Annotated in this window: 18 protein-coding genes; 7 read left to right on the top strand and 11 right to left on the bottom strand. The window is 55.8% G+C overall.

Going from position 1 to position 26545, the window contains the following annotated elements:
• Positions 1-229 precede the first annotated feature (229 nt).
• The 3 genes from pyrG to purL form a co-directional block, all read right to left on the bottom strand.
• Complete coding sequence (pyrG, locus tag V9K67_RS02485; RefSeq protein ID WP_336719828.1) at positions 230-1879, bottom strand: CTP synthase; 1650 nt, start codon at positions 1877-1879, stop codon at positions 230-232.
• Positions 1880-2266: 387 nt separating this feature from the next.
• Positions 2267-3061 (bottom strand): pyrroline-5-carboxylate reductase, encoded by a 795-nt coding sequence (gene proC / locus V9K67_RS02480; RefSeq protein ID WP_336719827.1) that lies wholly within the window; start codon positions 3059-3061, stop codon positions 2267-2269.
• 109 nt (positions 3062-3170) lie between these two features.
• A complete protein-coding gene (purL, locus tag V9K67_RS02475; protein WP_336719826.1) occupies positions 3171-5402 on the bottom strand; it encodes a phosphoribosylformylglycinamidine synthase subunit PurL in 2232 nt (743 codons plus the stop codon).
• A gap of 294 nt (positions 5403-5696) precedes the next feature.
• Here purL and V9K67_RS02470 point away from each other — a divergent pair, with 294 nt between their 5' ends.
• The 3 genes from V9K67_RS02470 (at position 5697) to V9K67_RS02460 (ending at position 10214) form a co-directional block, all read left to right on the top strand.
• Positions 5697-6833, top strand: coding sequence for a hypothetical protein (locus V9K67_RS02470; RefSeq protein ID WP_336719824.1), 1137 nt, complete (start codon positions 5697-5699; stop codon positions 6831-6833).
• A gap of 167 nt (positions 6834-7000) precedes the next feature.
• A complete protein-coding gene (locus V9K67_RS02465) occupies positions 7001-9208 on the top strand; it encodes a glutamine synthetase III family protein (protein ID WP_336719823.1) in 2208 nt (735 codons plus the stop codon).
• A gap of 88 nt (positions 9209-9296) precedes the next feature.
• The gene (locus V9K67_RS02460) at positions 9297-10214 is read left to right on the top strand and encodes a pseudouridine-5'-phosphate glycosidase (RefSeq protein WP_336719821.1); all 918 of its coding nucleotides are present in this window, start codon (positions 9297-9299) and stop codon (positions 10212-10214) included.
• A 33-nt stretch (positions 10215-10247) separates the two neighbouring features.
• Here the strand turns inward: V9K67_RS02460 and V9K67_RS02455 are convergent, their stop codons facing one another.
• The gene (locus tag V9K67_RS02455) at positions 10248-12257 is read right to left on the bottom strand and encodes a putative porin (RefSeq protein WP_336719820.1); all 2010 of its coding nucleotides are present in this window, start codon (positions 12255-12257) and stop codon (positions 10248-10250) included.
• A gap of 13 nt (positions 12258-12270) precedes the next feature.
• Positions 12271-13089: a purine-nucleoside phosphorylase gene (locus tag V9K67_RS02450; protein WP_336719819.1), complete on the bottom strand. Its 819-nt coding sequence runs from the start codon at positions 13087-13089 to the stop codon at positions 12271-12273.
• 248 nt (positions 13090-13337) lie between these two features.
• Between V9K67_RS02450 and sucC the strand changes: the two genes are divergently transcribed.
• Positions 13338-14555, top strand: a complete 1218-nt coding sequence (gene sucC / locus V9K67_RS02445; RefSeq protein WP_336719818.1) for an ADP-forming succinate--CoA ligase subunit beta — start codon at positions 13338-13340, stop codon at positions 14553-14555.
• A 450-nt stretch (positions 14556-15005) separates the two neighbouring features.
• On the opposite strand, the gene V9K67_RS02440 is transcribed toward sucC, so the two are convergent.
• The 4 genes from V9K67_RS02440 to V9K67_RS02425 form a co-directional block, all read right to left on the bottom strand.
• The gene (locus tag V9K67_RS02440; protein ID WP_336719817.1) at positions 15006-15629 is read right to left on the bottom strand and encodes a SprT-like domain-containing protein; all 624 of its coding nucleotides are present in this window, start codon (positions 15627-15629) and stop codon (positions 15006-15008) included.
• Positions 15622-16023 carry a hypothetical protein gene (locus tag V9K67_RS02435; RefSeq protein WP_336719816.1) on the bottom strand — a complete coding sequence of 134 codons (402 nt, stop codon included), beginning with the start codon at positions 16021-16023 and terminating at the stop codon, positions 15622-15624. The genes V9K67_RS02440 and V9K67_RS02435 overlap by 8 nt, the downstream gene beginning before the upstream one ends.
• Positions 16004-16249 carry a hypothetical protein gene (locus V9K67_RS02430; protein WP_336719815.1) on the bottom strand — a complete coding sequence of 82 codons (246 nt, stop codon included), beginning with the start codon at positions 16247-16249 and terminating at the stop codon, positions 16004-16006. Before V9K67_RS02430 ends, V9K67_RS02435 begins: the two co-directional genes overlap by 20 nt.
• 65 nt (positions 16250-16314) lie before the next feature.
• Positions 16315-16707: a hypothetical protein gene (locus V9K67_RS02425; protein ID WP_336719814.1), complete on the bottom strand. Its 393-nt coding sequence runs from the start codon at positions 16705-16707 to the stop codon at positions 16315-16317.
• Positions 16708-16834: 127 nt separating this feature from the next.
• Between V9K67_RS02425 and porW the strand changes: the two genes are divergently transcribed.
• Both porW and V9K67_RS02415 read left to right on the top strand, forming a co-directional pair.
• On the top strand, positions 16835-20293 hold the full coding sequence (gene porW, locus V9K67_RS02420; protein ID WP_336719813.1) for a type IX secretion system periplasmic lipoprotein PorW/SprE: 3459 nt from the start codon (positions 16835-16837) through the stop codon (positions 20291-20293).
• Between the two features lie 174 nt (positions 20294-20467).
• Positions 20468-22906: a penicillin-binding protein 1A gene (locus tag V9K67_RS02415; protein ID WP_336719812.1), complete on the top strand. Its 2439-nt coding sequence runs from the start codon at positions 20468-20470 to the stop codon at positions 22904-22906.
• Between the two features lie 242 nt (positions 22907-23148).
• On the opposite strand, the gene V9K67_RS02410 is transcribed toward V9K67_RS02415, so the two are convergent.
• Together V9K67_RS02410 and V9K67_RS02405 are read right to left on the bottom strand one after the other, a co-directional pair.
• Positions 23149-24525, bottom strand: a complete 1377-nt coding sequence (locus V9K67_RS02410; RefSeq protein ID WP_336719811.1) for an MFS transporter — start codon at positions 24523-24525, stop codon at positions 23149-23151.
• A 6-nt stretch (positions 24526-24531) separates the two neighbouring features.
• Positions 24532-25227, bottom strand: a complete 696-nt coding sequence (locus V9K67_RS02405) for a beta/alpha barrel domain-containing protein (protein ID WP_336719810.1) — start codon at positions 25225-25227, stop codon at positions 24532-24534.
• Positions 25228-25462: 235 nt separating this feature from the next.
• Between V9K67_RS02405 and V9K67_RS02400 the strand changes: the two genes are divergently transcribed.
• Complete coding sequence (locus V9K67_RS02400; protein WP_336719809.1) at positions 25463-26488, top strand: PfkB family carbohydrate kinase; 1026 nt, start codon at positions 25463-25465, stop codon at positions 26486-26488.
• Positions 26489-26545 lie beyond the last annotated feature (57 nt).

Below are 26545 nucleotides of genomic sequence, written 5' to 3'. Positions count from 1 at the left end.
CGCAGCTTCGTTTTGGCCGCCTGCTGTTTACCCTTTTAAAGGTGCGCAAAGATAATCAGGAGTTTCCAGTTCCCGCCTGTAAGTTTAAAGCCAGCCGCAGGGCGGCTGGCTTTGTAAAAGGGTTTTAACATTTATAATGGTAAAAAGCCGTTTCGGTAAACTCAATAAACTACAAAAGTCTCAAAGACTTTTGTAGTTTATCTGGCTCTCCCATTCAGCTCGGGGCTTCTTAGACGACTTCGTTCTGAACAAAGCGGTTTTCGATGCCGGCACGTTGCTCGTGGTACAGGCGGGCGGCGCCTACGAAATGCACGAACAGGGGGTGCGGGTTCTCCACCGTGCTCTTCAGCTCGGGGTGGTATTGCACGCCGATAAAGAACGGGTGGTCGGGGATCTCGATCACTTCCACCAGGTTGGTCTCGGGGTTGCGGCCGCTGGCCGTCATGCCGGCTCTTTCGTACTGGTCGAGGAATTCGTTGTTGAACTCGTAGCGGTGGCGGTGGCGCTCGCTGATCAGGCCGGCACCGTAGATGTGGTGGCCCAGGGTGCCGCTGCGGAGCTCGCAGGGGTACGATCCCAGGCGCATGGTGCCGCCCTTGGTGGTAATGCTTTTCTGCTCTTCCATCATATTGATCACCGCGTTGGTGGTATCGGGCTCCATTTCGGTGGAATGGGCGTCCTTGATGCCCAGCACGTTGCGGCCGAATTCTATGACGGCCATCTGCATGCCCAGGCAAATGCCGAAGAAGGGCAGGCCGCTTTCACGGGCATAGCGTACGGCGGTGATCTTTCCTTCGATGCCGCGGAAGCCGAAGCCGGGGGCTACCAGCAGGCCGTCGAGGTCGGCCAGCTTTTCGGCCACGTTCTCGTCGGTCAGCGACTCGGAATGGATGGGTTCTACCTGCACTTTCACCTCGTTGATGGCGCCGGCATGTACAAAGGCCTCCAGGATGGATTTGTAAGCATCCTGCAGTTCCACGTACTTACCGATCAGGCCGATGGTGAGGCGTTGCTTGGGGTTTTTCAGCTTGCTGAGGAAACCTTTCCAGCGGGTCAGGTCGGGCTCGCCGAAGTTGGTGATGTTCAGCTTTTTCAGCACGATCAGGTCCAGTTGCTCTTCCATCATCAGCAGGGGCACTTCATAGATGGTGCTCGCATCCTGGGCTTCGATCACGGCTTCGGGCTTTACATTGCAGAACTGGGCGATCTTGCGTTTGATGTCGGCGTTCAGCGGCTCTTCGGCGCGGCAAACGATGATATCGGGGAAAACGCCGCTCTCACTCAGCATTTTTACCGAGTGCTGTGTGGGCTTGGTTTTCAGTTCTTTGGCGGCCTTTAAATAAGGTACCAGGGTCAGGTGCATCACGATCAGGTCTTCTTCGGGCAGTTCCCATTGCAGCTGGCGTACCGCCTCGATGTAGGGCAGGGACTCAATGTCGCCCACCGTTCCGCCGAGCTCGGTAATCACCACGTCGTACTCGTCGTTCTGACCCAGCAGCAGCATTCTTCTTTTGATCTCGTCGGTGATGTGGGGCACCACCTGTACGGTCTTGCCGAGGAAGGCGCCTTCGCGCTCCTTGTTGATCACGTGCTGGTAAATGCGGCCGGTAGTTACGTTGTTGGCCTGGGAGGTAAAGATGTTCAGGAAGCGCTCATAATGGCCGAGGTCAAGGTCTGTTTCGGCTCCGTCCTCGGTTACGTAGCACTCACCGTGCTCGTAAGGGTTGAGGGTTCCGGGATCCACGTTGATGTAGGGATCGAATTTCTGAATAGTCGCGCGCAGGCCCCTTGCCTGCAGCAATTTGGCGAGAGAAGCGGCGATAATACCTTTTCCCAACGAAGACGTCACCCCACCGGTAACAAAAATATACTTGGCCATTTGTATGGTTTGTTAATATGAAAATTTCAATACGATCGTGCTTAAAAAAAATGTAGCGCCTGAAGCACCCGCCCTATTCTATTATAGAATAATTAAAGGCAGGTTCAAACGCTATTGTTGTGTCGGGGACCGGTTGGATTATGCTTCGCTCGGCAGAGCTGTTCATACCACTCACCCTCAGACCGTCGGATATGTACTGTCAAAAACTCCGTGAGGTCGTGCAAAGCTACAAATTGTTTGCCCGGGAGAAAAATCAAAATCCCGTTAATAACGGTTTGTTGTTTAAAGACAATTGTTTATGGCGGCGCCGTGCGAAATGAAAAAAAGCATAAAAAAACCACCGGCCCGGTTTCCGGATCGGTGGTTCTGGAAAAAGAACAGCTTTTTTTATCCCTTGACGATCTTATTGTAGCTGGTCGAGATGCCTTTAATCAGGGACGAGCTGAAGCCCTGGTGCTCCATTTCGTTGAGGCCGGCGATAGTGCAGCCCTTGGGGGTGGTCACCTTGTCGATCTCCTGCTCGGGGTGCGAGCCCTTCTGCAGCAGCAGCTCGGCGGCACCTTTTACCGTCTGGGCGGCGATCAGGCGGGCGGTGGCGGCGTCGAAGCCGATTTCGATGCCTCCCTGGATGTTGGCGCGGATGTAGCGCATGGCGTAAGCGGTGCCGCAAGCGCCGAGCACCGTGGCCGCATCCATCAGCTTTTCGTCAATCAGGGCCACCTTGCCCACTGTACCAAACAGCCCCTGCACATAGTTGATCTGCTCTTCGGAAGCGTAGGCCGAGCTGATGCAGGTCATGCTTTCCTGGATGGCAATGGCCGTATTGGGCATGGCCCGGAACAGCGGCAGGTCGGCCTTCACCACCTCGTGCATGTCTTTAATATAGACGCCGGTAACCACCGACACCAGGATGTGGCGGGGCGTCAGGTCGGCAGCAATGCTCTCCAGCACATCCTTGGTCTGGAAGGGCTTGATGGCCAGGATCACCAGCTCCGACTCCCGTACGGCCTGGTTGTTGTCGCTGATCACGGACACGCCTTTTTCCTTCAGGGAAGCCAGGGTGGCCACGTTCCGCTTGGTAACGATGATATCTTCAGGAGCCGAAAAACCGCTTTTCAGCAACCCTTCTACAATGGCGGAACCAAGGTTCCCGCCACCGATGACAGCTATTTTCTTGGACATAATTACAAGAATAAGGTATCTAAAAAAATTTGGGTGAATCGGACGGATCCTACTGGAATGATTTCCTTCCAGGCAACCGTCGAATCCACCCAAATCCAATTTTCTGAAATTATAAAGCGCTCAGGGCCTCCATGGATTCTTCCCGGGCCAGCAGCTTTTCAATGGCGGTATCGTACCGGTCTTTCCAGTCGGTGATCACGCCCCAGTCTTCGTTGTTCACCCGTACGCTGCCATCGGAAACCACGCCGATGTCGGTAGCGGGGAAGTCGCCGAGCACCCTTTTGAAAGCTTCCACTTTCTCGGGTTTTACAGCTACCACTACCCGGCTTTGCGCCTCGCCGAACAGGAAGGCATCCTTCCGCAGGCCTTCGGCCAGGGTAATGTGGAAGCCCAGCTCGTTGGTAAAGCCCGATTCCAGCAAGGTAACGAAAATGCCGCCTTCGCTAACGTCGTGGGCCGCGGAGATGACGCCCTCGCCGATCAGCTCTTTTACTTTTTGCTGCAGCTGGAACTCTTCCTCGATCTCGAAATAAGGAGCCGGGGACAGCGCTACGCCGCGCACCTTGTGCAGGTATTCGGAGGAACCGATGTCGTTTTGCAGCTTACCGACCACGAACAGGGCCTCGCCTTCTTCCTTGAAGTTCAGGCTCATAGTCTTGCCCAGGTCGTCTACCAGGCCTACCATGCCGATGGTCGGGGTCGGGTAAACCGGGCCGTCGGGGTTCTGGTTGTAGAAGCTCACGTTACCGCCGGTTACGGGGGTATCGAACCTGCGGCAGGCTTCGCCCATGCCTTTGATGGCGTTCACGAACTGGTAGTACACTTCGGGGTTGTAGGGGTTGCCGAAGTTCAGGCAGTTGGTCACGCCCAGGGGCTGGCCACCGCTGACAACGATGTTGCGGGCAGCTTCGGCCACGGCGATCATGGCACCTTTATAGGGGTCGGCATGTACGTAGCGGCTGTTGCAGTCTACGGTCACGGCCAGGCCCTTGCCGGTTTCCTTCACCAGCACGATGGGGGCGTCGGTGGGGGCGTTGGTAGAGGCGTTGACGGTACCCACCATGCTGTCGTATTGGTTGTAGATCCAGCGTTTGTTGGCAATGGAGGGCAGCTGCACCAGTTGTTCGGCCACCGCTTTGAGGTCGGCAGGCTCGGAAACTTTTTGCAGGTCGAACTTTTCGATCTCGTCCAGGTAGGCCGGGCGCTCGTAGGCGCGCTCGTACACGGGGGCGCCGCCACCCAGTACCAGGTCGTCGGCCGGGATCTGGGCTTCCAGCTCGCCGTGCATATAAAAAGACAGCAGGCCGTCGTCGGTAACTTCACCGATGACGGCGCTGGGGAGGTCCCATTTGTCAAATACTTTCTTCACTTCTTCCTCGCGGCCTTTTTGGGCCACCAGCAGCATACGCTCCTGGCTTTCGCTCAGCAGCAGCTCCCAGGCTTTCATGTTCTTCTGGCGCATGGGCACTTTTTCCAGGTCGATGCGCATGCCCACCTGGCCTTTGGCGCTCATTTCGGCGGTGGAGCAGATGATGCCGGCGGCACCCATGTCCTGCATGCCCACCACGGCGCCGGTTTTGATCACTTCCAGGCAAGCTTCCAGCAGCTTTTTCTCCTGGAAGGGGTCGCCTACCTGCACGGCGGGCAGTTCTTCCACGCTGTCGGAAGTGATGTTGGCGGAGGCGAAGGAGGCCCCGCCGATACCGTCCTTACCGGTGGCGCTGCCCACGTACACGACGGGGTTGCCCAGGCCTTCGGCGGTGGCGGAAACGGTTTTGCCGTTTTCCACGATGCCCACGCTCATGGCATTCACCAGGGGGTTGGTATGATAACATTCTTCAAAATAAATTTCGCCGCCCACGGTGGGAACGCCGAAGCAGTTACCGTAGTGACCGATGCCATGCACTACGCCGGCCAGCAGGTGCTGGGTCTTTTCTTCGGTCAGCTTACCGAAGCGCAGCGAGTTGAGGGCCGCGATGGGGCGGGCGCCCATGGTAAAGATATCGCGGTGGATACCGCCCACGCCGGTAGCAGCGCCCTGGAAGGGCTCGATGGCGGAGGGGTGGTTGTGCGATTCGATCTTGAACACTACACCATAGTTATTGCCGATATCCATCAGGCCGGCGTTTTCCTCGCCTGCCTTCACCAGCATGCGGCTGCCTTCGCGGGGAAGGGTCTTCAACCACTTAATCGAATTCTTATAGCTGCAGTGTTCGCTCCACATGCCGGAGAACGCACAGAGTTCATTAAAGTTCGGCGTACGCCCCAACTTTTGCTTGATCAGTTCGAACTCTTCGGCGGTCAACCGGAGTTCCTGAGCGGTTTTAACGGTAACTTCCATGTTTATTCTTTCAGGGCTGCAAAACTAATGTAAAATGAAGTACCGCACGAGGGGCGGGGGATTGGTTAATTGGTTAATTGGGAATTAGGGAGCAGCCGCGGAACTAAAAACCCAGGAACTTAGGAACATAGAAACTCAGGAACTTTCCCCTTAACGCGTAAACCCGTAAACTTGTAAACTCGTAAACTCATCGCCCTGTTACTTTTTACCGCTTACCTTATTTTATTCACCGGACTGGCGACACGCATTCCTTTTTTCCGGGCGCCGGGACTGACGCCGGCACGGATCGCGGCCTTGTTCCTGCTGAAGGTACTGGCCGGCATCGTGTACAGCCGGGTGCCGCAGCTGGTGGATACCTGGGCGTTCCATGAGGAGGCGCTGCGCGAATACCGGGTGCTGCTCCACAGCCCTGCCCAATTCTTCCACGATCTTTACCGGAACGATTATCCCCAGGGGTACGGCAACTTTTTGTCCAGCCGCAACTCGTGGTGGAAGGACCTGCCCGGCAATGTGTTTCTGATGGTACTCTCACTGTTCCATCTTTTGAGCGGGGGTCAGTATTATAGTAACCTCATTTTTTATTCGCTCCTCACCTTCTTCGGCCCGGCGGCCGTGTACCGCGTGCTGCAGCGCCGGTTTCCCCAACAGGCTACCGCCCTGCTGGCGGCCTGCTTCCTGCTGCCCTCCTTCCTGTTTTGGACCAGCGGCATCCATAAGGACGGGCTGCTTTTTACCGGCCTGGCCCTGGTTTTCTACCAGGTGGCAGCGGGTTTTGAAAAAGGGTTCGGCCTGAAGCGGTGGATCGGGATGGTGGCGGGCCTGCTGCTGGTGGGGGCGTTCCGTCCCTTTTTATTATTGGTGTTGCTGCCGGCCCTGGCAGCCTGGTTCCTGGCCAAACGCACCCGCCTCCGGCCGCTGGCGGCCTTTGGAATTGTATACGGGGCCGGCCTGGCCTTTTTCTTTACCGCCCGGTATCTTTCCCCCTCCCTGGACTTCCCGGCAGCCATGGCCGAAAAGCAGCAGGCGTTCCTGTACCTGCAGGGACGGACGGCGGTGCCGGTACGCCCATTGGAACCCAGTTTTTTGGGGTTTCTGAAAAACGCCCCGCAGGCTCTTTCCCTGGCGCTGCTGCGCCCCTTTCCTTCGGAAATAAAAAGCGGCTATTCCCTGGCGGCCTTTCTCGAGCTGGTATTGCTGTACGGCTGTTTCTTGCTTTACCTGTTTTACCGTAAAAAGGAGGACCCGGCTGCTCCCCTGCTGCTCTTCTGCCTGTTCTTTTCCCTTTCGGCTTTGCTGAGCATGGGGTATACGGTGCATTTTACCGGGGCTATTGTGCGGTACCGCAGCCTGGTGCTGCCCTTCCTGCTGGCCCCTTTTATGGCACAGGTTGACTGGAAGGAAGTCGCTGCTAAAGTGCGCAAAAAGTATTAAAAAAATATATCATAATCATCCTTTTGGGGAGTTTTATTGCAGGGGTTGCCTAATAAAGGGGATTTTTTTCTATTTCCCCCACGATTAACTAATCTTTTTTTAGCTTTTCCAGATTTTTTTTTCAATTTTGGCCCTCATCATATTTCTTTGCCTAAAATTTTTTATTTATGTCGTTGCGATTTCAAGCCTTAAGCAATCTTTCTACCGAATCAGCGGTGGAGCCTGCTATCCAGCAGCCCACCAACGGGGCGGCGAAGATTACTGCTCTCTTTGCAGAAAATGTGTTCACACACCAGGTTGCAAGACAGTTTTTAAGTGACGAAGCCTACAAAAGCCTGATGGCATCTGTTAAAGCCGGGCAAAAGATCGACCGTTCCATGGCCAACCAAATTGCCAACGGTGTTCGTGCCTGGGCCGAAAGCAAAGGCGTAACCCACTATACACACTGGTTTCAACCCCTGACCGGAACCACTGCCGAAAAGCATGATTCCTTCTTTACGCTGAAAGGCGACGGTACCCCCATCGAACAATTCGAGGGCGACGCGCTGATCCAGCAGGAGCCGGATGCCTCCTCCTTCCCCAGCGGCGGTCTGCGCGCTACTTTTGAAGCCCGCGGTTACACTGCCTGGGATCCCTCCTCCCCTGCCTTTATCATCGACATCGGCTACGGAAAGACCCTGTGTATCCCCACCATCTTTGTTTCCTACACCGGAGAATCGCTCGACTATAAAGCCCCGTTGCTGAAGGCCATCGAAGCCCTGAACAACGCCGCTGTTGACGTTTGTAACTATTTCGACCGCAACGTAACCCACGTTACCGCCACCCTGGGCTGGGAACAGGAATACTTCGTGGTAGACGAAGGCCTGTTCAACTCCCGTCCTGACCTGGTCATGTGCGGCCGCACCGTTTTCGGTCACAACTCCGCCAAAAACCAGCAGCTGGAAGACCACTACTTCGGCGCTATTCCCGAAAGAGTGTACGCCTTCATGCGCGACTTCGAAAAAGAATGCTACAAGCTGGGTATTCCCCTGCGCACCCGTCACAACGAGGTGGCTCCCGCCCAGTTTGAGTGCGCCCCCATTTACGAAGAGCTGAACCTGGCCGTGGACCACAACTCCCTGCTGATGGACATCATGGACCGCGTTGCCCGCCGTCATAAACTGCGCGTACTGCTGCACGAAAAACCCTTCGCCGGCATCAACGGCAGCGGTAAGCACAACAACTGGTCGATGGCTACCAACACCGGCGTGAACCTGCTGTCGCCCGGTAAAACTCCGAAGACCAACCTGATGTTCCTGGCCTTCTTCGTGAACACCATCAAAGCCGTTCACGATCATGCCGACCTGCTGCGCTCTTCCATCGCCTCCGCCAGCAACGACTTCCGCCTGGGCGCCAACGAAGCTCCCCCGGCCATCATGTCCGTATTCATCGGCCAGTACCTGACCAAGGTGCTGCAGGATGTAAAGGAAAGAGTGGGCCAGAAGTTCGACGAGCAGGACGAGAGCATGCTGAAGATCGACATCCACCGCAACATCCCCGAGCTGCTGATGGACAATACCGACCGTAACCGTACTTCTCCGTTCGCCTTCACCGGCAACAAGTTCGAGTTCCGTGCCGTAGGTTCCACCGCCAACTGCGCCAACCCCATGACCGTGCTCAACACCATCATGGCGGCTACCCTGCGCAAGTTCAAAAAAGACGTGGACAGCCTGATCGAAAAAGGCGAGAAGAAAGAGATCGCCATCATGCACGTGATTAAGGAATACATCGTAGCCAGCGAAAAAGTACTGTTCGAAGGCAACGGTTACAGCGAAGAGTGGGCCCAGGAAGCCGAGCGCCGCGGTCTGCCCAACCTGAAGACCACGCCCCTGGCCCTGGATGCCATGGTTACCGACAAAGCCAAAAAGCTGTTCGTCGATAACAACATCTACAGCCACCCCGAACTGGAAGCCCGCCACGAGATCGAACTGGAAAAATACATCAAGAAAGTACAGATCGAAGGCCGCATCATGGCAGAACTGGCTACCAGCCACATCCTGCCCTGCGCCATCCGCTACCAGAACATCCTGGTGAACAACATCAAAGGATTGAAGGAAGCCGGCCTGGCCGAAGACAGCTACGCCAGCCAGAAGCAACTGCTGGTGACCATTTCCAAGCACATCAACAACCTGAGCGCCGACGTGCTGGCCATGATCGAAGCCCGCAAGCAGGCCAACGCCATCGAAAACACCCGTGACAAGGCTATTGCCTATTGCAACGACGTGAAGGAAGCCTTCTTCGAAAAAATCCGCTACAGCGCCGACAAGCTCGAACTGCTGGTGGACGACCGCGAATGGTACCTGCCGAAATACCGCGAACTGCTGTTCCTGCGCTAATTCGTCATTTTCCAAAATAACCCAACCCGTCCCGCCTTTAGCGGGGCGGGTTTTTCTTTTTCTATACGATCTCCTTACCTTGTTGCACATGAATCCCTTACTCAACATTCATCCCGACGTACAACAGGCCCTGGCCGAAGGCCGGCCCGTAGTGGCCCTCGAATCCACCATCATCGCCCACGGCATGCCGTATCCGAAAAATGTGCAGACAGCCCTGGAAGTGGAGGCCGTCGTCAAAGAGGCGGGCGCCCTACCGGCCACCATCGCCCTGCTGGACGGCAAATGCCAGGTGGGCCTCAGCCCGCAGCAGATCGAACAGCTGGGTAAGGCCACCGATGTATGGAAGGTGAGCCTGTGCGACCTGCCCTATGTGCTCAGCAAAGGCCTGAACGGGGCCACCACCGTGGCCGCCACCATGCGCATCGCCGCCCTGGCAGGCATCCGCATCTTCGTCACCGGCGGCATCGGCGGTGTTCACCGCGGCGCCGAAACCACCATGGACATCTCCGCCGACCTCACCGAAATGGGGCAAACCTCCGTGGCCGTGGTATCCGCCGGGGTAAAATCGATCCTCGATATCGGCCTGACGCTGGAATACCTCGAGACCAAAGGCGTACCCGTGGTCACCGCCGGGCAGGACGAATTCCCTTCGTTCTATTCGCGCCAAAGCGGCTTTGCCTCTCCCCTGCGGCTGGATACGCCCGAAGAGATCGCCGCCCTGCTGCACACCAAGTGGGCCCTGGGCCTGGAAGGCTCGGTGCTGATCGCCAACCCCGTGCCCGCCACGCAGGAAGTGCCCGCCCCCGAAATAGAAGTACACATCCAACAGGCCCTGCAAGCCTCCGCCCAACAAAACGTCAAAGGAAAAAAGGTAACGCCCTTCTTACTGAAATATATAGCCGAAAATACGCAGGGAGAAAGCCTGGAAGCCAACATCGCCCTTATCCGCAACAATGCCCGATTGGGAGCGGAAGTGGCGGTGGCGTTTGCTATGTTTGGCGTTTAACCGCGCCTGCTGCGCGGCCAAACGCCAAACTTGCTAATTGATAAAGTTCCACGAAATGCCGAAGCGGATCATCAGGCCGGGCAGCAGGTAGTCGGGGGCTGCCAGGTTGTTGTAGTTGAACTTGGGACCGCCATCGGTAATTTGAAGGGAGTTCAGGTTCTCGGCCCGCAGGTAGGCCTTGAAGGTGCGGATGCGGAAGTGCATAAAGGCCGCCACGTCGGGGCGGTTGTTGATGGTCACCGCATCCTGGAAGAAAAACTGCCCCAGCACCGGCGAATAGTTGTCGGCTTTATAGGGCGTATGGTAGCGCACCTCGGCTCCCGTGGCCAGGAAGAGGTTGCGGAAAAACCGGCCTTCAAACACCAGGCGCTGGCGGGTGTACACGAACGGAATGTTCAGCTGCACGCTTCCGGCCTTCTGCTGCACCCACACATCGGCATACCAGTTCCAGTAGCGGCCCAGCTTCATCACCTTCGAGGCGTTGAGGCGCAGCACGTTGAACAGCGCCCGCTCCTGCTGCAGCTTGCGGAACTCGGTCAGGTACAGGTAATTGGTCATCAGGAAATAGTCGGCGCCCAGCTTCAGCTTCAGGGCCGGGATCTGGGTAGCACCAAAGAAGTGAACGGTATTTTCCTTTGAGAACGACTTGGTAGGATCGTCCAGGTAGAAGCTGCTGTTGCGGTTGTACAGGTAGGGAGGGGTCCGGTTCACGTTCTCGAAGCCCAGCTGCAGCGTGCCGATCTTGCGGCCCAGCAGGCTTTGCAGGCTCACGTAGGCATGGTAATCGCCCAGGCTGCTGCCTGCCAGGAACAGGCGGCCGAAGGCCTCGATGTCCCACTTCTGGTTGCGGCTGCGGTTGCGGTATTCGCCATGCCCGATGATGTTGTACAGGTTGTCGGAAGTGCTGTCGAAGGTTCCGTTCAGCAACTGGGTCTCCAGGCCCACTTTGATGAACTGGTGCAGGTTCTTGGCGTCGGGGAACTGGTAAATGGAAAAGTCGTTGTTAATTTCCCGCCAGTGGTCGCGGAACGAAATGGAATCGTCGGCAGGCGGTATATAACCGTAATTAGTGGCGTAATAAGCCGAATCCGGATTGGAATAATCAAAGAAATGGTAGTCGTAGCGGTTGAACTTAAAGGTATGTTCGAACCGCAGGCGGGGATAGAATAGGGGGACCACCACGGTATCGGTTACCAGCGAATCCTTACGGCCCAGGTCGTACTGCTGGCGCATCAGCACGGTGGACTCCTTGTAGCGGTTGCCCGTGGAGATGTTGTTGCTAAAAAAGTCGCGGCCCGGCTCGGGCACGCCGCCGATCTTGGTGGGCACGATGAAGCGGTCCTCGTAACCGGGCAGGTTGAGGTAATCCTGGTCACGCCGGATGCCGCCGCTTTCGCCCGCCTGCAGGCTGTTGGCCAGGAACACGAAATAGTTGTTGTACCGCTTGTTGGGCGACTGGTACCACGAGTTCAGCAGGTAATTATTATGGTTTGTTTTCTGGTTGGCGAAATAGCCCGGCGAGTTGATCAGCCGGTAGTTGAAGGCCGCATTCCAATACGGCTTCAGGTTCTGGGTATGCAGGATCTCGATGAGCTGCTGCGACTTGGAGGCCAGGAAATACCCCAGCTCGGTATAGGGCCTTGTCGTGTTATAGAAACGAAGATTCTCCAGCTTCCATTTGTACGCGTCGAAAGCATGGAAGCCGGGGTCCCAGCCGGCCTTTGCCATAGGTGAAAAGAGCAGTGACCGCGTAGCCGAGCCCGTATTGCCCAGGTATACATGGGTGGCCGGGAGGGGAAAGCGCTGGGTAAAATCGCTCAGCGAGGAATCGAAGGCATACGACCGGGTAGAATCGATGTAGCGGTAGGTGATGGTGATGCTGTCCTCGAACTGGCTGCGGCGCTGGAGGCTGTCGCCGCCACCACCCCCTCCTCCCCCGCGGGGCATGCGGTTCATGATATCGCCCAACTGCGCCTTTACCGTGCCGGTAGCGCAGCAACAAAGAGCCAGGCTGAAAAGGATCGAATGGAAAAACGTTTTCAAAAAGGAAAAGAGGTTAAATGGTTCTGATTAATTCGCGGAAGATGGTGGCAAAATGGGGCTCGGCGGCCTTGGCGGCGGCCAGCACCTCTTCGTGGGTGATGACGTTTTCCTCTTCGCGGATGCCGATATCCGTGATCACGCTCATGGCAAAGCACTGCATGCCCATGTGAACGGCCACGATCACTTCCGGAACCGTGCTCATGCCTACCGCATCGCCGCCCACCAGTTGGATCAGCTTGTACTCGGCCCTGGTTTCAAAGGTAGGGCCGGTAACGGCAAAGTACACGCCCTGTCGTACCGGTATATTATGGCGGTGGGCCACGTCTTTGGCTTTTTGGATCAGCTCCTTTTTATAGGGCTCGCTCATATCCGGGAACCGTGGTCCGAGGCGGTCGTCGTTGGGGCCGATCAGGGGATTTTTGGTGGCAAAGCTGATATGGTCGGTGATGATCATCAGGTCGCCCACCTGCATGCCGGCCTGCACACCGCCGGCGGCATTGGAGAGCAGCAGCGTGTCCACGCCCAGCAGCCGCATGATCCGGATAGGGAAGACCACTTCTTCGGAGGTATAGCCTTCATATAAATGAAAACGGCCGGCCATGGCCACCACCGCCCTGCCGGCAATGCGTCCGAAGACCAGCTTGCCCTTGTGGCCGACCACCGTGGAAACCGGGAAGTGCGGAATGGCGGTGTAGTCGATCTCCCGCTCCACCTCGATTTCCTTGACGAAATCGCCCAGCCCGCTGCCGAGAATAATGCCGATCTTAGGTTCCTGCGCCGCATAAGGTTTTAGAAATGCAGCCGCTTCCAAAAGCTTTTGATAGTGCTCCATAAATTGGGACAAAGATAGAGCTAAGAGGTAAAGGAGGGAAAAGAGATAAAGAGAAAGGAGGGCGGAACGGGACAAGAAATGATAAGAAAAAAATATATAAGCCAAGCAACAGGGGAAGGCAACGGAATGCGACCGATTATGGCAAAAAGAAAGATATAAAAAGAAAAACGCAGAAAAATCCCCTCTACTCTTTTTCTCTTTTCCCTCTTATAGCTCTTAGCTCTATCTTTGCCGCAAAATTCAGACACATGAACTTGCACGAATACCAGGCAAAAGAGCTATTAAAAAAATACAATGTCCCGGTACAGGAAGGCATCGCCGTCAACAACCAGCATGAAGCGGAAGAAGCTTACCGCCAGATCAAGACCCAGTTCGGCAGCAGCTTTGCCGTAGTAAAAGCCCAGATCCATGCCGGCGGACGCGGTAAAGGAAAGGTAAAGGAAACCGGCGTCAGCGGTGTAAAAGTGGTGAAGTCGCTGGATGAAGTAAGCGAAGTAGCCCAGAAGCTGATCGGCGGCACCCTGGTGACCATCCAAACCGGCGAGGCAGGAAAAGTAGTGAACAAAGTCCTGGTAGCGCAAGACATGTACTACGATGGCCCCAGCCCGAGAAAAGAATTTTACCTTTCCATCCTGCTGGATCGTGCTACCGGACAGAACGTGATCATGTACAGCACCGAGGGTGGAATGGACATTGAAGAAGTGGCCCACAAAACCCCCGAAAAAATATTCAAAGAGTGGGTACACCCCGGCGGTGGCCTGCAAGGGTACCAGGCGCGCAAGATCGCCTTCAACCTGGGCCTGAGCGGCGAAGCGTTCAAGAAAATGACCCGCTTCGTGACCAACCTGTACAACGCCTATGTAGGCCTGGATTGCGCCATGCTGGAGATCAACCCGCTGTTCAAGGCTGCCGACGACAACATCGTAGCGGTAGACTGTAAGATGGGCCTGGACGACAACGCCCTGATGCGCCACCCCGACCTGGCGGCCCTGCGCGACATCACCGAGGAAGACCCCACCGAAGTAGAAGCCGGCAAATTCAACCTGAACTTTGTTAAACTCGACGGTAACGTGGGTTGCATGGTGAACGGCGCCGGTCTGGCCATGGCCACCATGGACATGATCAAACTGAGCGGCGGTGAGCCTGCCAACTTCCTGGACGTAGGCGGTACTGCCAATGCCCAGACCGTGGAAGCCGGTTTCCGCATCATCATGAAGGACCCCAAGGTGAAAGCCATCCTGATCAACATCTTCGGCGGTATCGTTCGTTGCGACCGTGTAGCCCAAGGTGTGATCGATGCCTACAAGAACATGGGCAACATCAACATCCCCATCATCGTGCGCCTGCAGGGCACCAATGCCGAAGAAGCCAAAAAACTGATCGACGAAAGCGGTCTGAAAGTGCAGTCGGCTATCCTGCTGAGCGAAGCTGCCGCCCTGGTGAACAAGGCTGTCTCCGCTTCCTAAGCACCAACAGGCAATTGGCAATAGACAATCGGCAAATGAGACCGTAAGGTCATCCAACATAAAAAAATCCCACTTTGCTCCGGCAGGGTGGGATTTTTTTTGCACCAGCTATTAATTTTTTGCAGAAAAGGCTTTTGTCTTTGCAAGTCTATTTAAAACGACTGGCACCAAGAGTAGAAAATTTGTAGTAAGAAGAATAGGTACCCCTATAAAAAACTAACTCCCCGCGAAAACGGGGAGAAAAACATGGCGCTGAAGATGGTGGATTGAATTCAGTCGGACGCCAAATGTATTCTTTAGGGCTTGGACAAATAGTGTTCAGGAAAACGGATGGCCTGTTCACTAAGGGATTCGGATAACCAAATATAAGATAAAGCTGAACAATAACAAGCCAATGTTACGCAACTTTTAAAAAATAATTGTGTTTTGGACACACTGCTTGCCGCTCCCCTACTCTTCCACCATTTGCGCCTCGTAAACGGGGCTGAACAGGTACATGCGCCGGGTGGCCACCTCCTCGCACCGGAAGCGTTTGCGCAGCTTGGGTCCCTTGCGGAAGACCCGGCCGTCATGGGTCTGGAAGAGCGATCCTTCGGGGATGCTTTCCACGAACAGGTGGCCTTCCTTTTTACCGTCGTACTGTTTCAGCACCCGGAGCAATACCTCGTCGGCGCAACTGCTGGCGGCCGGGTTGGCCAGGGAGCGCAGCAGCGCCTGCTTGATATCGTCGGGAAAGACGTCGTGCTGGATGAATTGTGCGAGCAATTGACCGAAAAAGGTTTTCCATTCCCGGCCGTGCGACTGCACCCGGTTGCCGTGTTTCTCGAATGTCAGCAGGTGGGCCAGCTCGTGCAGCAGGGTGATGAGAAACGAATACGGATTGAGGTTGCCGTTGACACTGATGCGGTGGTTCTGGCCGGGCAGCCGGTGGCGGTAGTCGCCCAGGATGCTTTTCCGTTCACGGGCCACCGTCAGGTGCACCTGGTAGTGCTGCAGGTAATGCACTACCGGCTCGTAGGTATCCGGGGGCAGGTAGGCCTCCAGGGCAGAAATGGGCGCCTCTTTCTTAGCCATTGGCCTTTCCCCTTAGCAATTTGGTGAGGATGCCCACCTCCATAAACAAATACACCAGGTACAGCCCCATGCACCCAAACAGGGCGGGCTTGTTCAGGCCCGTACGGTTGATGGCGATATAAATGCCGGCGGCAATGATGCAGACAAACAGCTTGATCATCATGCTGCCGTAAATGGAGCGCACAAAGGCGTTGGGGTTCTTGTCATTCAGTCCCCGCAGGGCCATCATAAAGGAGATGAGGGTGATGACAAACAGCAGCAGGTTGCCCCAGAGCAGCACCTCCTGGTCGGCGCCCAGGCGGACCAGCAGGCTGTTGCCGGCAATGAAAAAGCCGGTCAGCACTACAAACAACACGATCACCGGCGTAAAATATTTAATTCGTTTTTGGGCCATTATCCTTTTTTCGTTTTGAAGTTTCCTGGATCAGTTTATAAATCATCATCACCAGCACCACCAGCGGAATGAGCCATACCAGCAGCGGGAAGGGGACCTTCAGCCATTGGTCGGCCTTGTATCCTGCAAACACCGCCACGCCCAGCGATACAAAAATTTGGGATGCCAGGCCGGCATAACGCATTAATTCGCCGGCATTGCCGGACCTCTTTTGTTGTTCAGGCATGTGGTAGGGTATAAAAGGTGACGCCTGCCCCCATCAGAGGCCGGCAAAGATATTCATCGGACCGCTTAATCTTCGGAAAATTCATCCTTGGGCACCTGCAATTGCGTGGTATCGAGGTTGACGGGCACATTGCCGCTCAATACCCTTTTGATGTCGTCGATGTACCGCGTCTGGAACGACACCTGCTTTTGCAGCGAGTCGGTAATATATTTCATCTGCCGGTACTCACGGCTGACCTTGGCGCTGCCATAACCGGGGATATAATATTTTAAAGGCGTGAACACGATGAAGGCAGCCGTCAGGCCCACCAGCAGTACGAATACCGTACTCAGCACCACGTACACGCTGGTGCGGGTGAGCCGGAACGTAACCACTTCTTCGTAGGTGTCGTCATTCATGACCACCAGCCGGTACCGGTTGCGCAAACGTTTCAGGGTGCCGGCATCTAGCTTTGCCATATGCTTCGTTTGGCTAAAGATAGGAGAAGTCGCGAAGTCAGCAGAGGGAAAGTCTTCCGGACTTCTTTTCCCCTTCCATACTAAAATATTTGAAATTCAGTTTATAGAATTTAGATTGCGTACCTCAATGCAAAAATATCGCTATACTCGCACAGCCATCTGCCTGCTGCTTTTCTGCCTGGGGCTTTCGCCCCTGAAGGCCCAACTGGGATATGACCTGGAAATAAAAAAGCCGGAGCCCTACGAGAACCGGCTGCTGAAAGCCGAAAAATCGGGTAAGAAAAAATTTACCGCTCCCCGTCGGTTCTTTCAGAATACCTATACCCATTATAACTACTTCTTCAACGCGAACAATAAGCTGAACACGGTCATCGAAAGCGCCAAGGAAGCGCACAAGGACGATTACGCCGAACTGCTGCCGTTCTACAACTATTCGCTGGAAACCACCACCCAAAGCAAGACCGAGCTGGACTCCATTATTTACAAGTCCAAAACGGGCATCCTCATGCACGACCTGCGCAACGACTGGATCGACGACATGTACCTGCTGTGGGGCGCCGCCTACTTCCTGCAACAGCAGTTCGACTCGGCCTACCAGATGTTCCAGTTTATCAACTACGCCTTTGCCGAAAAGGAAAAGGACGGCTATTACCGCTACATCGGCAGCCATATGGACGGCAACACGGCCCTGAGCATTGCCACCAAGGAGGACCAAAGCCGGCTGAAGCGCATGATCTCCGACCCGCCCAGCCGCAACACGGCCTTCATCTGGCAAACCCGCACCCTGATCGAGTCGGGCGCCCTGCCCGAAGCCGGCAGCCTCATCGCCACCCTGAAAAAAGACCCCAACTTCCCGGAACGCCTCCAACCCTCCCTGCACGAAGTGCAGGCTTTGTGGTTTTATAAGCAGCAACAGTGGGACAGCGCCGCCGCCCACCTTTCCGAAGCCCTGGAGAATGCCCAAACAAAGCGGGAACGGTCGCGCTGGGAATACCTTATTGCCCAACTGTACGAAAAGGGGGGCAAACCCGACCAGGCGGAAATTTATTATGCCCGGGCCATCAGCCATACCCTGGACCCCATTATGGACATCTACGCCCGCCTGAACCTGATCCGCATCAACAAGGCCGGCGGCGACGACTACATCAACCAGAACATTGCCGAACTGCTGAAGATGGCCCGCAAGGAGCGCTTTGCCAACTACCGCGACATTATATATTATATGGCCGCCCAAATGGAAATGGAACGGCATAATACCGAGGCCGCCCGGGAATACCTGCTGAAATCGGCCAAATACAACCTCAACAACGTTGCCTCCCGCAACCGCTCCTACCTGCAGCTGGCCGATATGCTGTTTGCCGAACGTAAATATGTACCGGCCGCCTCTTATTACGACAGCGTACAAACCGATAACCTGAAAAAAGAAGAGGCCGACCGGGTGACCGGCCGCAAGGAATCCCTGGGGAAAGTCGTCAGCGGCATCGCCACCGTTACCAAACAGGACAGCCTCCAGCGCATTGCCGCCCTGCCCGAAGCCGAACGTACCGATTTCCTGAAAAAGCTGGCCCGCCAGCTCCGCCGCCAGCGGGGCCTGAAAGACGATACCACCGTAACCGTCAGCGGCGGCGTCAACCGGCTCCAGGATGCCGGCGAAGGCGACCTGTTCCGGGCCCCGGCCAAGGGCGAATGGTACTTCTATAACCCCACGCTGAAAACCCAGGGCGCCGCCACCTTCAAGCAATTGTGGGGCACCCGGCCCAACGAGGACAACTGGCGCCGGGCTTCGGACGTAATGACCAAACTGCGGGACAACGTCCCGGAAAACACCCGGGGCAACCCCGTGCCGGGAGCCGAACCGGCCATTGTCAACGCCATCAGCTACGACGGCCTGCTGGCGGGCCTGCCCCTGACCACCGAAGCGGTGGCCGCCTCCAACGAACAGATCCGCAACGCCCTGCTGGCGCAGGGAAGGGTGTTCCTGAACGAACTGGAAGACTACACCTCCGCCCTTGAAGTATACGAAGAACTGAGAAAGCGCTTTCCCGACTACTTCGGCATGAGCGAAGTGCTGTTCGGCCTGTACCTCGGTTACGAAAAAACCGGCCAGACGGCCAAGGCAGCAGAAATGAAACGCCTGCTGCTGCAAACCTATCCCACCAGCCGGCAGGCGGCCATCCTCACCACCGGCAACGATCCCGAGGACATCCGCCCCACCACCGAGGTGACCAAAACCTACGAAGGGATCTACGATATGTTCCTGGAAGGAAAATTTGAAGAAGCCGTAGCCGGCAAGCGGGTAGCCGACAGCACCTACCGCACCAACTACTGGTCGCCACAGCTGCTCTACATCGAATCGGTTTATTACATCAAGCAGCGGGAGGACAGCACCGCCATCAACCGCCTGAACCTGCTCCAGCAGCAAAGCCCCAACACGCCCCTGGCCGCCAAGGCTGCCCACCTGGTGCAGGTGCTCGGCCGCCGCAAGCAGATCGAGGATGAGCTGACCAACCTGCAGCTGGAAAAACCGGTAGAAGATACGGCGGCCGCCGCCCCGGCCCCGGTGATCACCAAGGCGCCGGAACCGAAGCCCGACTCCACCGAGGTAGCCCTGCCCTCCGTCAAACGGCTCCGGACCACGGTGGCTAAAACGCCTTCGGCCCAGAAGCCCCCGGTAGTGAAAGCCACCGACAAGCTGGCCCGGAAAAAGAATATGCCCTCCCTGGTGGTCAACAACGCCAACCTGTTTAAGCCGACACCCACCGAGCCGGCGGTCGACAGCACGGCCCTGGTGAAAACGCCGAAAGTGGATACGGCCCAGAAGAAGGACGTAGCCATTGCACGGCCCGATACGGCTACCCGCAAACCCGAGCCGCCGGCCATCAAGGCGCCCGCGATCCCCAAAGACAGCGTGGCCAAAACCGACGTGCCGGCACTGCCGAAGGATACCGTAGTGGTTGCCCAGCCTAAGCCGGAGCCGAAAAAGGATACCACTGCCGTAGTGACCGCTCCTCCCCTGCCGAGAAAAGACACGACGGCCATCCAGCGGGATACCGCCACGGTGAAAAAAGACGTAGCCGTTCTTCCAAAGGATACGGTCACCTCCAAACCGCCCACGGCCGCCCTCCCCACCCCGCCGGTGGTGCCGCCAGCCGTGAAAAAAGATACCGTGGCCGCCAAGCCCCTGCCGAAGGTGCCTTCTGCGCTGTACAACCACGACGCCGGCGTGCCGCACTACGTGCTGATCGCCCTGAACAAGGTGGATAACGTATTTGCCAACGAAGCCCGCAATGCGTTCAACCGGTACAACCTGGAACGAAATGCGGCCGCCCGCCTGAGCAGCCAGCTGGTGCAGCTGGATGCCGACAACCGGCTGCTGCTGATTTCCGGCTTCGCCAATGCCCAGCAGGCCATCGACTACGTACAGCGGGCCAAGCCGCTGTCGGCCACCGAGATCGTTCCCTGGCTGAAAAGCGAGCGGTATTCGTTCTCCATCATCTCGCCCGCCAACCTGGAGGCGCTGAAGAACAATCCCGACCTGGGCAAATACCAGAAGTTTATCGAGCAGAGCCTGCAGATGAAGTTCTGATAATTAACAATGCGTAATGGGTAATCAGTAATGAGTAGGGGCCCAACCGGCCACGGCACTCATTACTGATTACTCATTACGCATTATCACGATTCTATTTTTTAGCTTTGACGTTTCTAAGAAAGCCGGGTATGGCCGCCATTGCGGGGCCCGCCGGGCATGAATTCTACTTGTATGAAAAAATCAGTTCGCATTTTCTGGTTCCTCTTCCTGGGCGGCTTTGGCGCAGTACTGCTGATCATTATCCTGGCCATGGCGGGTGCCTTCGGCAAACTGCCCTCGCTGAAGGAGCTGGAAAACCCCAGCATCATGCAGGCCTCCGAAGTCTATGCCGCCGACGGCACCCTTATGGGTAAATACTATATGGAAAGAGGCAACCGCTCCAATGCCAATTACCGCGATATATCCAAACACGTGATCAACGCCCTGGTGGCGACCGAGGACGAACGTTTTTACGAGCACTCGGGCATTGACTTCCGCTCCACCTTGCGGGCGGTGTTCCTGCTGGGTAAGGAAGGCGGTGGCTCCACCATCACCCAGCAGCTGGCAAAGACCCTGCTGTTGCAGGGCAGCAAGAACAAATCGCGGCGCATGGTCGAAAAGCTGAAAGAGTATATCGTGGCCATCCGCCTCGAACGCAACTTTACCAAGGAAGAGATCCTGGCCCTCTACCTCAACGCGGTACCTTTTAGCGACAACGTCTACGGCATCCGCAACGCCGCCCGCACGTTTTTCCAAAAAGAACCGGACCGCCTGAACGTGGAGGAAGCCGCCCTGCTGGTAGGCACCCTGAAGGCCAACTATTCCTACAACCCCCGCCTGTTTCCCCTGGCGTCGCTGGAACGCCGCAACGTGGTGCTGGGACAGATGGAAAAGAACCAGTTCCTGACCTCGGCAGAAGTGGACCGCCTGGGAAAGGTGCCCATCCAGCTGAACTACCACAAGCTGGACGAAAACAGCGGCTACGCCCCCTACTTCCGGGAAATCCTCAGGGATGAAGTGATGAAGGCGCTGAAAGACATTACCAAGCCCGACGGGGAAAACTACAGCGTGTACCACGACGGCCTGAAGATTTATACCACCATCAACCCCCGCATGCAGGAATATGCCGAGGAGGCCGTGGCCCAGCAAATGCCGGTACTGCAAAACATCCTCAACCGCCAGAACAATATCCGCAAGGGTACGGTCTGGAAAGGACGGGAAAACGTGCTGGATGCGGCCATGAAGAACAGCGACCGCTGGAGCAACCTCAAAGACGACGGGCTGAGCGATGAAGAGATCCGCAAAACCTTTGACCAGAAGGTGCACATGAAGGTGTTTGCCTGGAATGAAAAGCGGGAGAAGGATACGGTCATGACGCCCATGGACTCGATCAAGTACCACCGCCAGATGCTGCAAACGGCCTTCATGGCCATGGACCCCATCACCGGCGAAGTAAGGGCCTGGGTAGGCGGCATCGATTTCAAAACCTACAAATACGACCACGCCAACCTGAAGACCAAGCGCCAGGTAGGCTCCACCATCAAGCCGTTGCTGTATTGCCAGGCCATTGAAGAGCGGGGCTTTACGCCGGAAACCATGGTCCAGGACCGCCAGCAGCTTTTTGGCGAAAAGGACCTGGTGCCCGCTACCGGCGCCACCTGCACCGGCCGCACCATGACCATGGCTTCCGCCCTGGCCTGGTCGCGCAACTGCGCCACGGCCTATATCATGAAGCAGGTGGGCCCGGCCCAGTTTGCCAACTTCCTGTCGCAGCTGAACATCCCTACCAAGGTAGACCCCTTCCCTTCCATTGCCCTGGGCTCCTGCGACCTCTCGCTGTTTGAGATGATGTGGTCCTACAGCATCTTCCCGGGACACGGCTTTTCCACCAAGCCCTACTTCATCACCCGCATCGAAGACCGCAACGGCAACGTCATTAAGCGCTTCGACTTCAGCCAGAACCGCAAGGAAGTGGTGAGCGAAGTAACGGCCTACAAGATGTGCAAAATGATGGAAGGCCCCGTCACCAAGGGTACCGCCGCCGGGCTGATGTACCGCCTGGGCGCCAAGGAAATGGGCGGCAAAACCGGCACCACCAACGACAATGCCGATGCCTGGTTCATGGGCTATTCGCCCCAGCTGGAAGCCGGTGTGTGGATCGGCTCGGACGACCGCTTCATCCGCATCGAAAGCGCACAGGGTTATGGCGGCATCGCGGCCCGGCCCATCTGGGAAGCTTTTTTCAAAAAGGTGTATGCCGATAAGAACCTGGGCATCGATAAGGATGCCGAGTTTGCCAAGCCGGCCGACCTGGAGAACGAGATCAGCAACTCCTACATCAACGAGATCCTGAGCCCCCCTGCCGGTGCCGGCGCCGAGGGCGTCGACCAGGGCGTGGGCGAAGCCGACGACTATGGCCTGCAGGATTCCTCGTACCAGTATATTGGACCCGAATCGAAGCCCGTGATCGACGAGAACGCCCCGCACCCGGTGAAGAAAGATACGGCCCGCCGCTCGTCCGGCGCGCCCCGCATTGGCGAAGCAGCCCCCCAGGAAGAGAAAAAGAAAGGGATTCTGCGGAAGATTTTTGGAAAAAAGAACAAGGATGAAGAGCCGGCAAACGATTATTGATCATTATCTTTTATAAGTACATAACAGCCAGGCCCCCCGCTGCAGCGGGGGGCTTTTTTTGTCCCTGCATGGACAAAAGGCTTAAGAAGATGGGCGTACCAGATTTCTCCCCCGCTGAGGCGGGACGAGGTCTGGTACGCCAGGCCGCCGAATGAACCACTCGGTGCTGGAACACAGCTATAAAAAAAGGGTTGCAGCCTTGCCGGCTGCAACCCTTTTTTTATAATACGTGAAAGGTAAGCTTACCTTGCGGTTACCGGTTTCATCTTCGGAACCAGGAGGTGCATGATCAGCCAGGCCACGATGTAGGCGCCAGCGCACACACCGAACATGATATAATATGCCGTCTCGATCTGGTTGATGGAACGGTAATGAACGAAGAGGTTCTTCTGCACCAGGGCCGACAGCATGATACCGCCCAGGGCGCCGAACATGCCACCGATACCGGTAACAGAGGCCGTAGCCGACTTGGGGAACATATCACTTACGGTGGTGAAGATGTTGGCGCTCCATGCCTGGTGGGCTGCAGCTGCCAGACCGATCACCGCTACCGCCAGCCACATGTTCACATTACCCAGGATCTGGGCAAAGAAAATGGGCAGTACGGCCAGGGCGTAAATGAACATGGACGTTTTACGGGCTTTGAATACCGGCATGTTGTTCTTGATAAAGTTCATCGGAAGCCAGCCGCCACCTACGCTACCGATGGTAGACAGGGTGTACACCAGGGCCACCGGAATAGCCAGCTCGGTGCGGGACAGTTGGTATTGGCTTTGGAGAAAGTCGGGCAACCAGAACAGGTAGAACCACCAGATCGGGTCGGTCAGGAACTTACCAATGGCAAACGCCCAGGTTTGACGGAAGCCCAGGAGCTGGAACCAGCCCAGTTTCGGACCTTCCTCGGTAGTGGTCGCTACCGGCTGCTCGTCCTTATCGCTGTGAATGTAATCGTACTCGGCTTTGGACAGTTTTTTATGATTCTTGGGCGAATCGTAAATCATCATCCACAGCACCAGCCATACAAATCCAAAGGCGCCGGTAATGATAAAGGCCCATTCCCAGCCCCATTTGTCCGCGATAAAGGGCACGGTCAGGGGAGCGATAATGGCACCGACGTTGGAACCGGAGTTGAAGATACCGGTAGCCAGCGCCCGTTCCTTTTTGGGGAACCATTCGGCGGTAGCCTTGATGGCGGCGGGGAAGTTACCGGCTTCGGTAACGCCCAGGGCCGAGCGGGCCACGCCAAAGCTGAAAACGCTGTTGGCAAAGGCATGGGCAACGGCGGAAAGGCTCCACAGCGCGGTGGCCAGGGCATAACCGATCTTCGTTCCCAGTTTATCAATCAAACGGCCGGCACCCAATAAACCAATAGCATAGAACAGCTTGAAGGCGATCTCGATATTGGCGTAGTCGGCATCGTTCCAGCCCATTTCGGTTTCCAGGGTAGACTTCAGCAGGCTGATCACTGCCCGGTCGAGGTAGTTGACGGTGGTGGCAAAGAATACCAGGCCGCAGATCGTCCACCGGTAGTTGCCTATTTTGGAAGATCCCTGGTTTCCCGCACCGGATCCGGAGGCGGAAGATTTCACAGGGCCCGCTGTTACGTTAGTCGAACTCATAGTAAATTATTTACGGATTTTCTGGATCAGCTCCAAGGATTCCTGAGTAAGGGTGGTAATCTTGGAATATTCTTTATTTTCTAAGATGGACTTGGTGATCAGCTTGCTGCCCATCCCTACGGCGGAGGCGCCGGCGCTGAACCAGCCTTTCAGGTTGTTTTCCTCGGGTTCTACACCGCCGGTAACCATGAATTTCAGGCCGCTGAACAGTTCTTTGATGGCGCTGATAAAGCCGGGGCCTACGATGTTGCCGGGGAAGATTTTCACGAATTTAGCACCCAGGGCTTCAGCCTTGATGATCTCGGTGGGGGTCATACAACCCGGAACCCACAGCAAATTGTTCTTGTCAGCTACTTCGGCGGCATCTTCCACCAGACCCGGGCTGATGATATAGTCGGCGCCGGCGTCGATAAAGGCCTGGGCCTGCTGGGCGTTCTTAATGGTGCCAATCCCCAGGTACATGCCTTTCAGCTCTGTTTCAATCGCTTTGCGCATGATGGCAAAGTTCGCCAGGGCAGCTTCGCCGCGGTTGGTGTATTCCACGGTACGGATACCGGCAGCGTACAGGGCACGCAGTACTTCCACACTTACCTCTGCATCTTTATTAAAGAATAAAGGCAGCACACCCTGCTCGGGAACTAATTTCAGAACTTCGGCTTTCTTATCCAACGTAGCTGGCTGATTGCTTTGAGTTGTCGTCATAGTAATTTAGGCGTTTATTTTAAAAGGGCATGAAGATACAAAGCATCCTCATGTAATATGTTGACTTTTCGACGAACCGGGCGATAATTTTTACGCAAACGTTATCGGAACTTTTTTTATAAAATTGGGCGCAATCCACTCCCCTATCTAATTATTTAAGGATATTTGGGCCCGTTTTTCAAAAAATCGAGGCAAAAGCCGAAACTTATTACTTAATAAATCACACAACTCAACTATGTCAAAAAAGGTTGTAACACTGGGAGAGATCATGATGCGCTTGTCTACTCCTGGTTTCGAGCGTTTTGTTCAAAGCGACAGCTTTGATGTTACTTACGGTGGTGGCGAAGCTAACGTAGCCGTAGCCGTATCGAACTACGGACTGGACGGTGTATTCGTGACCAAAGTTCCGAATAATGCCCTGGGCCAGGCGGCTATCAACCACATCCGCCGCTATGGTGTGGACACCACCAACATCGCCCGTGGCGGTAAAAGATTAGGAATTTACTTCCTGGAAACCGGCGCTTCCATGAGAGCTTCCCAGGTTATCTACGACCGTGCAGACGCTTCCATCGCTGATGTAGACGCTTCTGAATTCGATTTTGACAAGATCTTCGAAGGCGCCGACTGGTTCCACACCACCGGTATCACCCCCGCCCTGAGCGACAAGGCTGCCGCCCTGACCATGGCCGCCCTGAAGGCTGCCAAAGCCAAAGGCGTGACCACTTCGATCGACCTGAACTACCGCAAAAAGCTGTGGAGCAAGGAAAAAGCCCGCGAAGTAATGACCGAGCTGTGCCAGTACGTAGACGTATGTATCGGCAACGAAGAAGACGCTGAAACCACCCTGGGCTTCAAGTCCGAAGGCACCGACATCACCAAGGGTGAGCTGAGCCTGGAAGGTTACAAGAGCGTATTCCAGCAAATGAAAGAGAAGTTCGGCTTTAAATACATCGCTTCCACCCTGCGCGAAAGCCACAGCGCTTCCGACAACGGCTGGAGCGCCCTGGTATACGATGGCAACGAGTTCTACCAAACCAAGCACTACAATGTTCGCATTGTGGACCGCGTAGGTAGCGGCGACTCCTTCGCTTCCGGCTTTATCTATGGCCTGGTTACCGGTATGCCCTTTGGCGAAGCCGCCGAGTTCGGCGTAGCTGCTTCCGCCCTGAAGCACACCATCCCCGGCGACCTGAACCACGCTACCCTGACCGAAGTGAAAGACCTGATGAAAGGCGACGCTTCCGGACGTGTACAACGCTAATTTTTCCGAAAGGAAATAAGATAAAAGGTCCGTCCGGCGTCACTGCTGCGACGGACT

It is taken from the genome of Huijunlia imazamoxiresistens (assembly GCF_037132455.1).
Classification (GTDB): domain Bacteria; phylum Bacteroidota; class Bacteroidia; order Chitinophagales; family Chitinophagaceae; genus Flavisolibacter; species Flavisolibacter imazamoxiresistens.
Note: the sequence above shows the minus strand (reverse complement) of the source record. Positions and strands in the feature narration are given on the sequence as shown.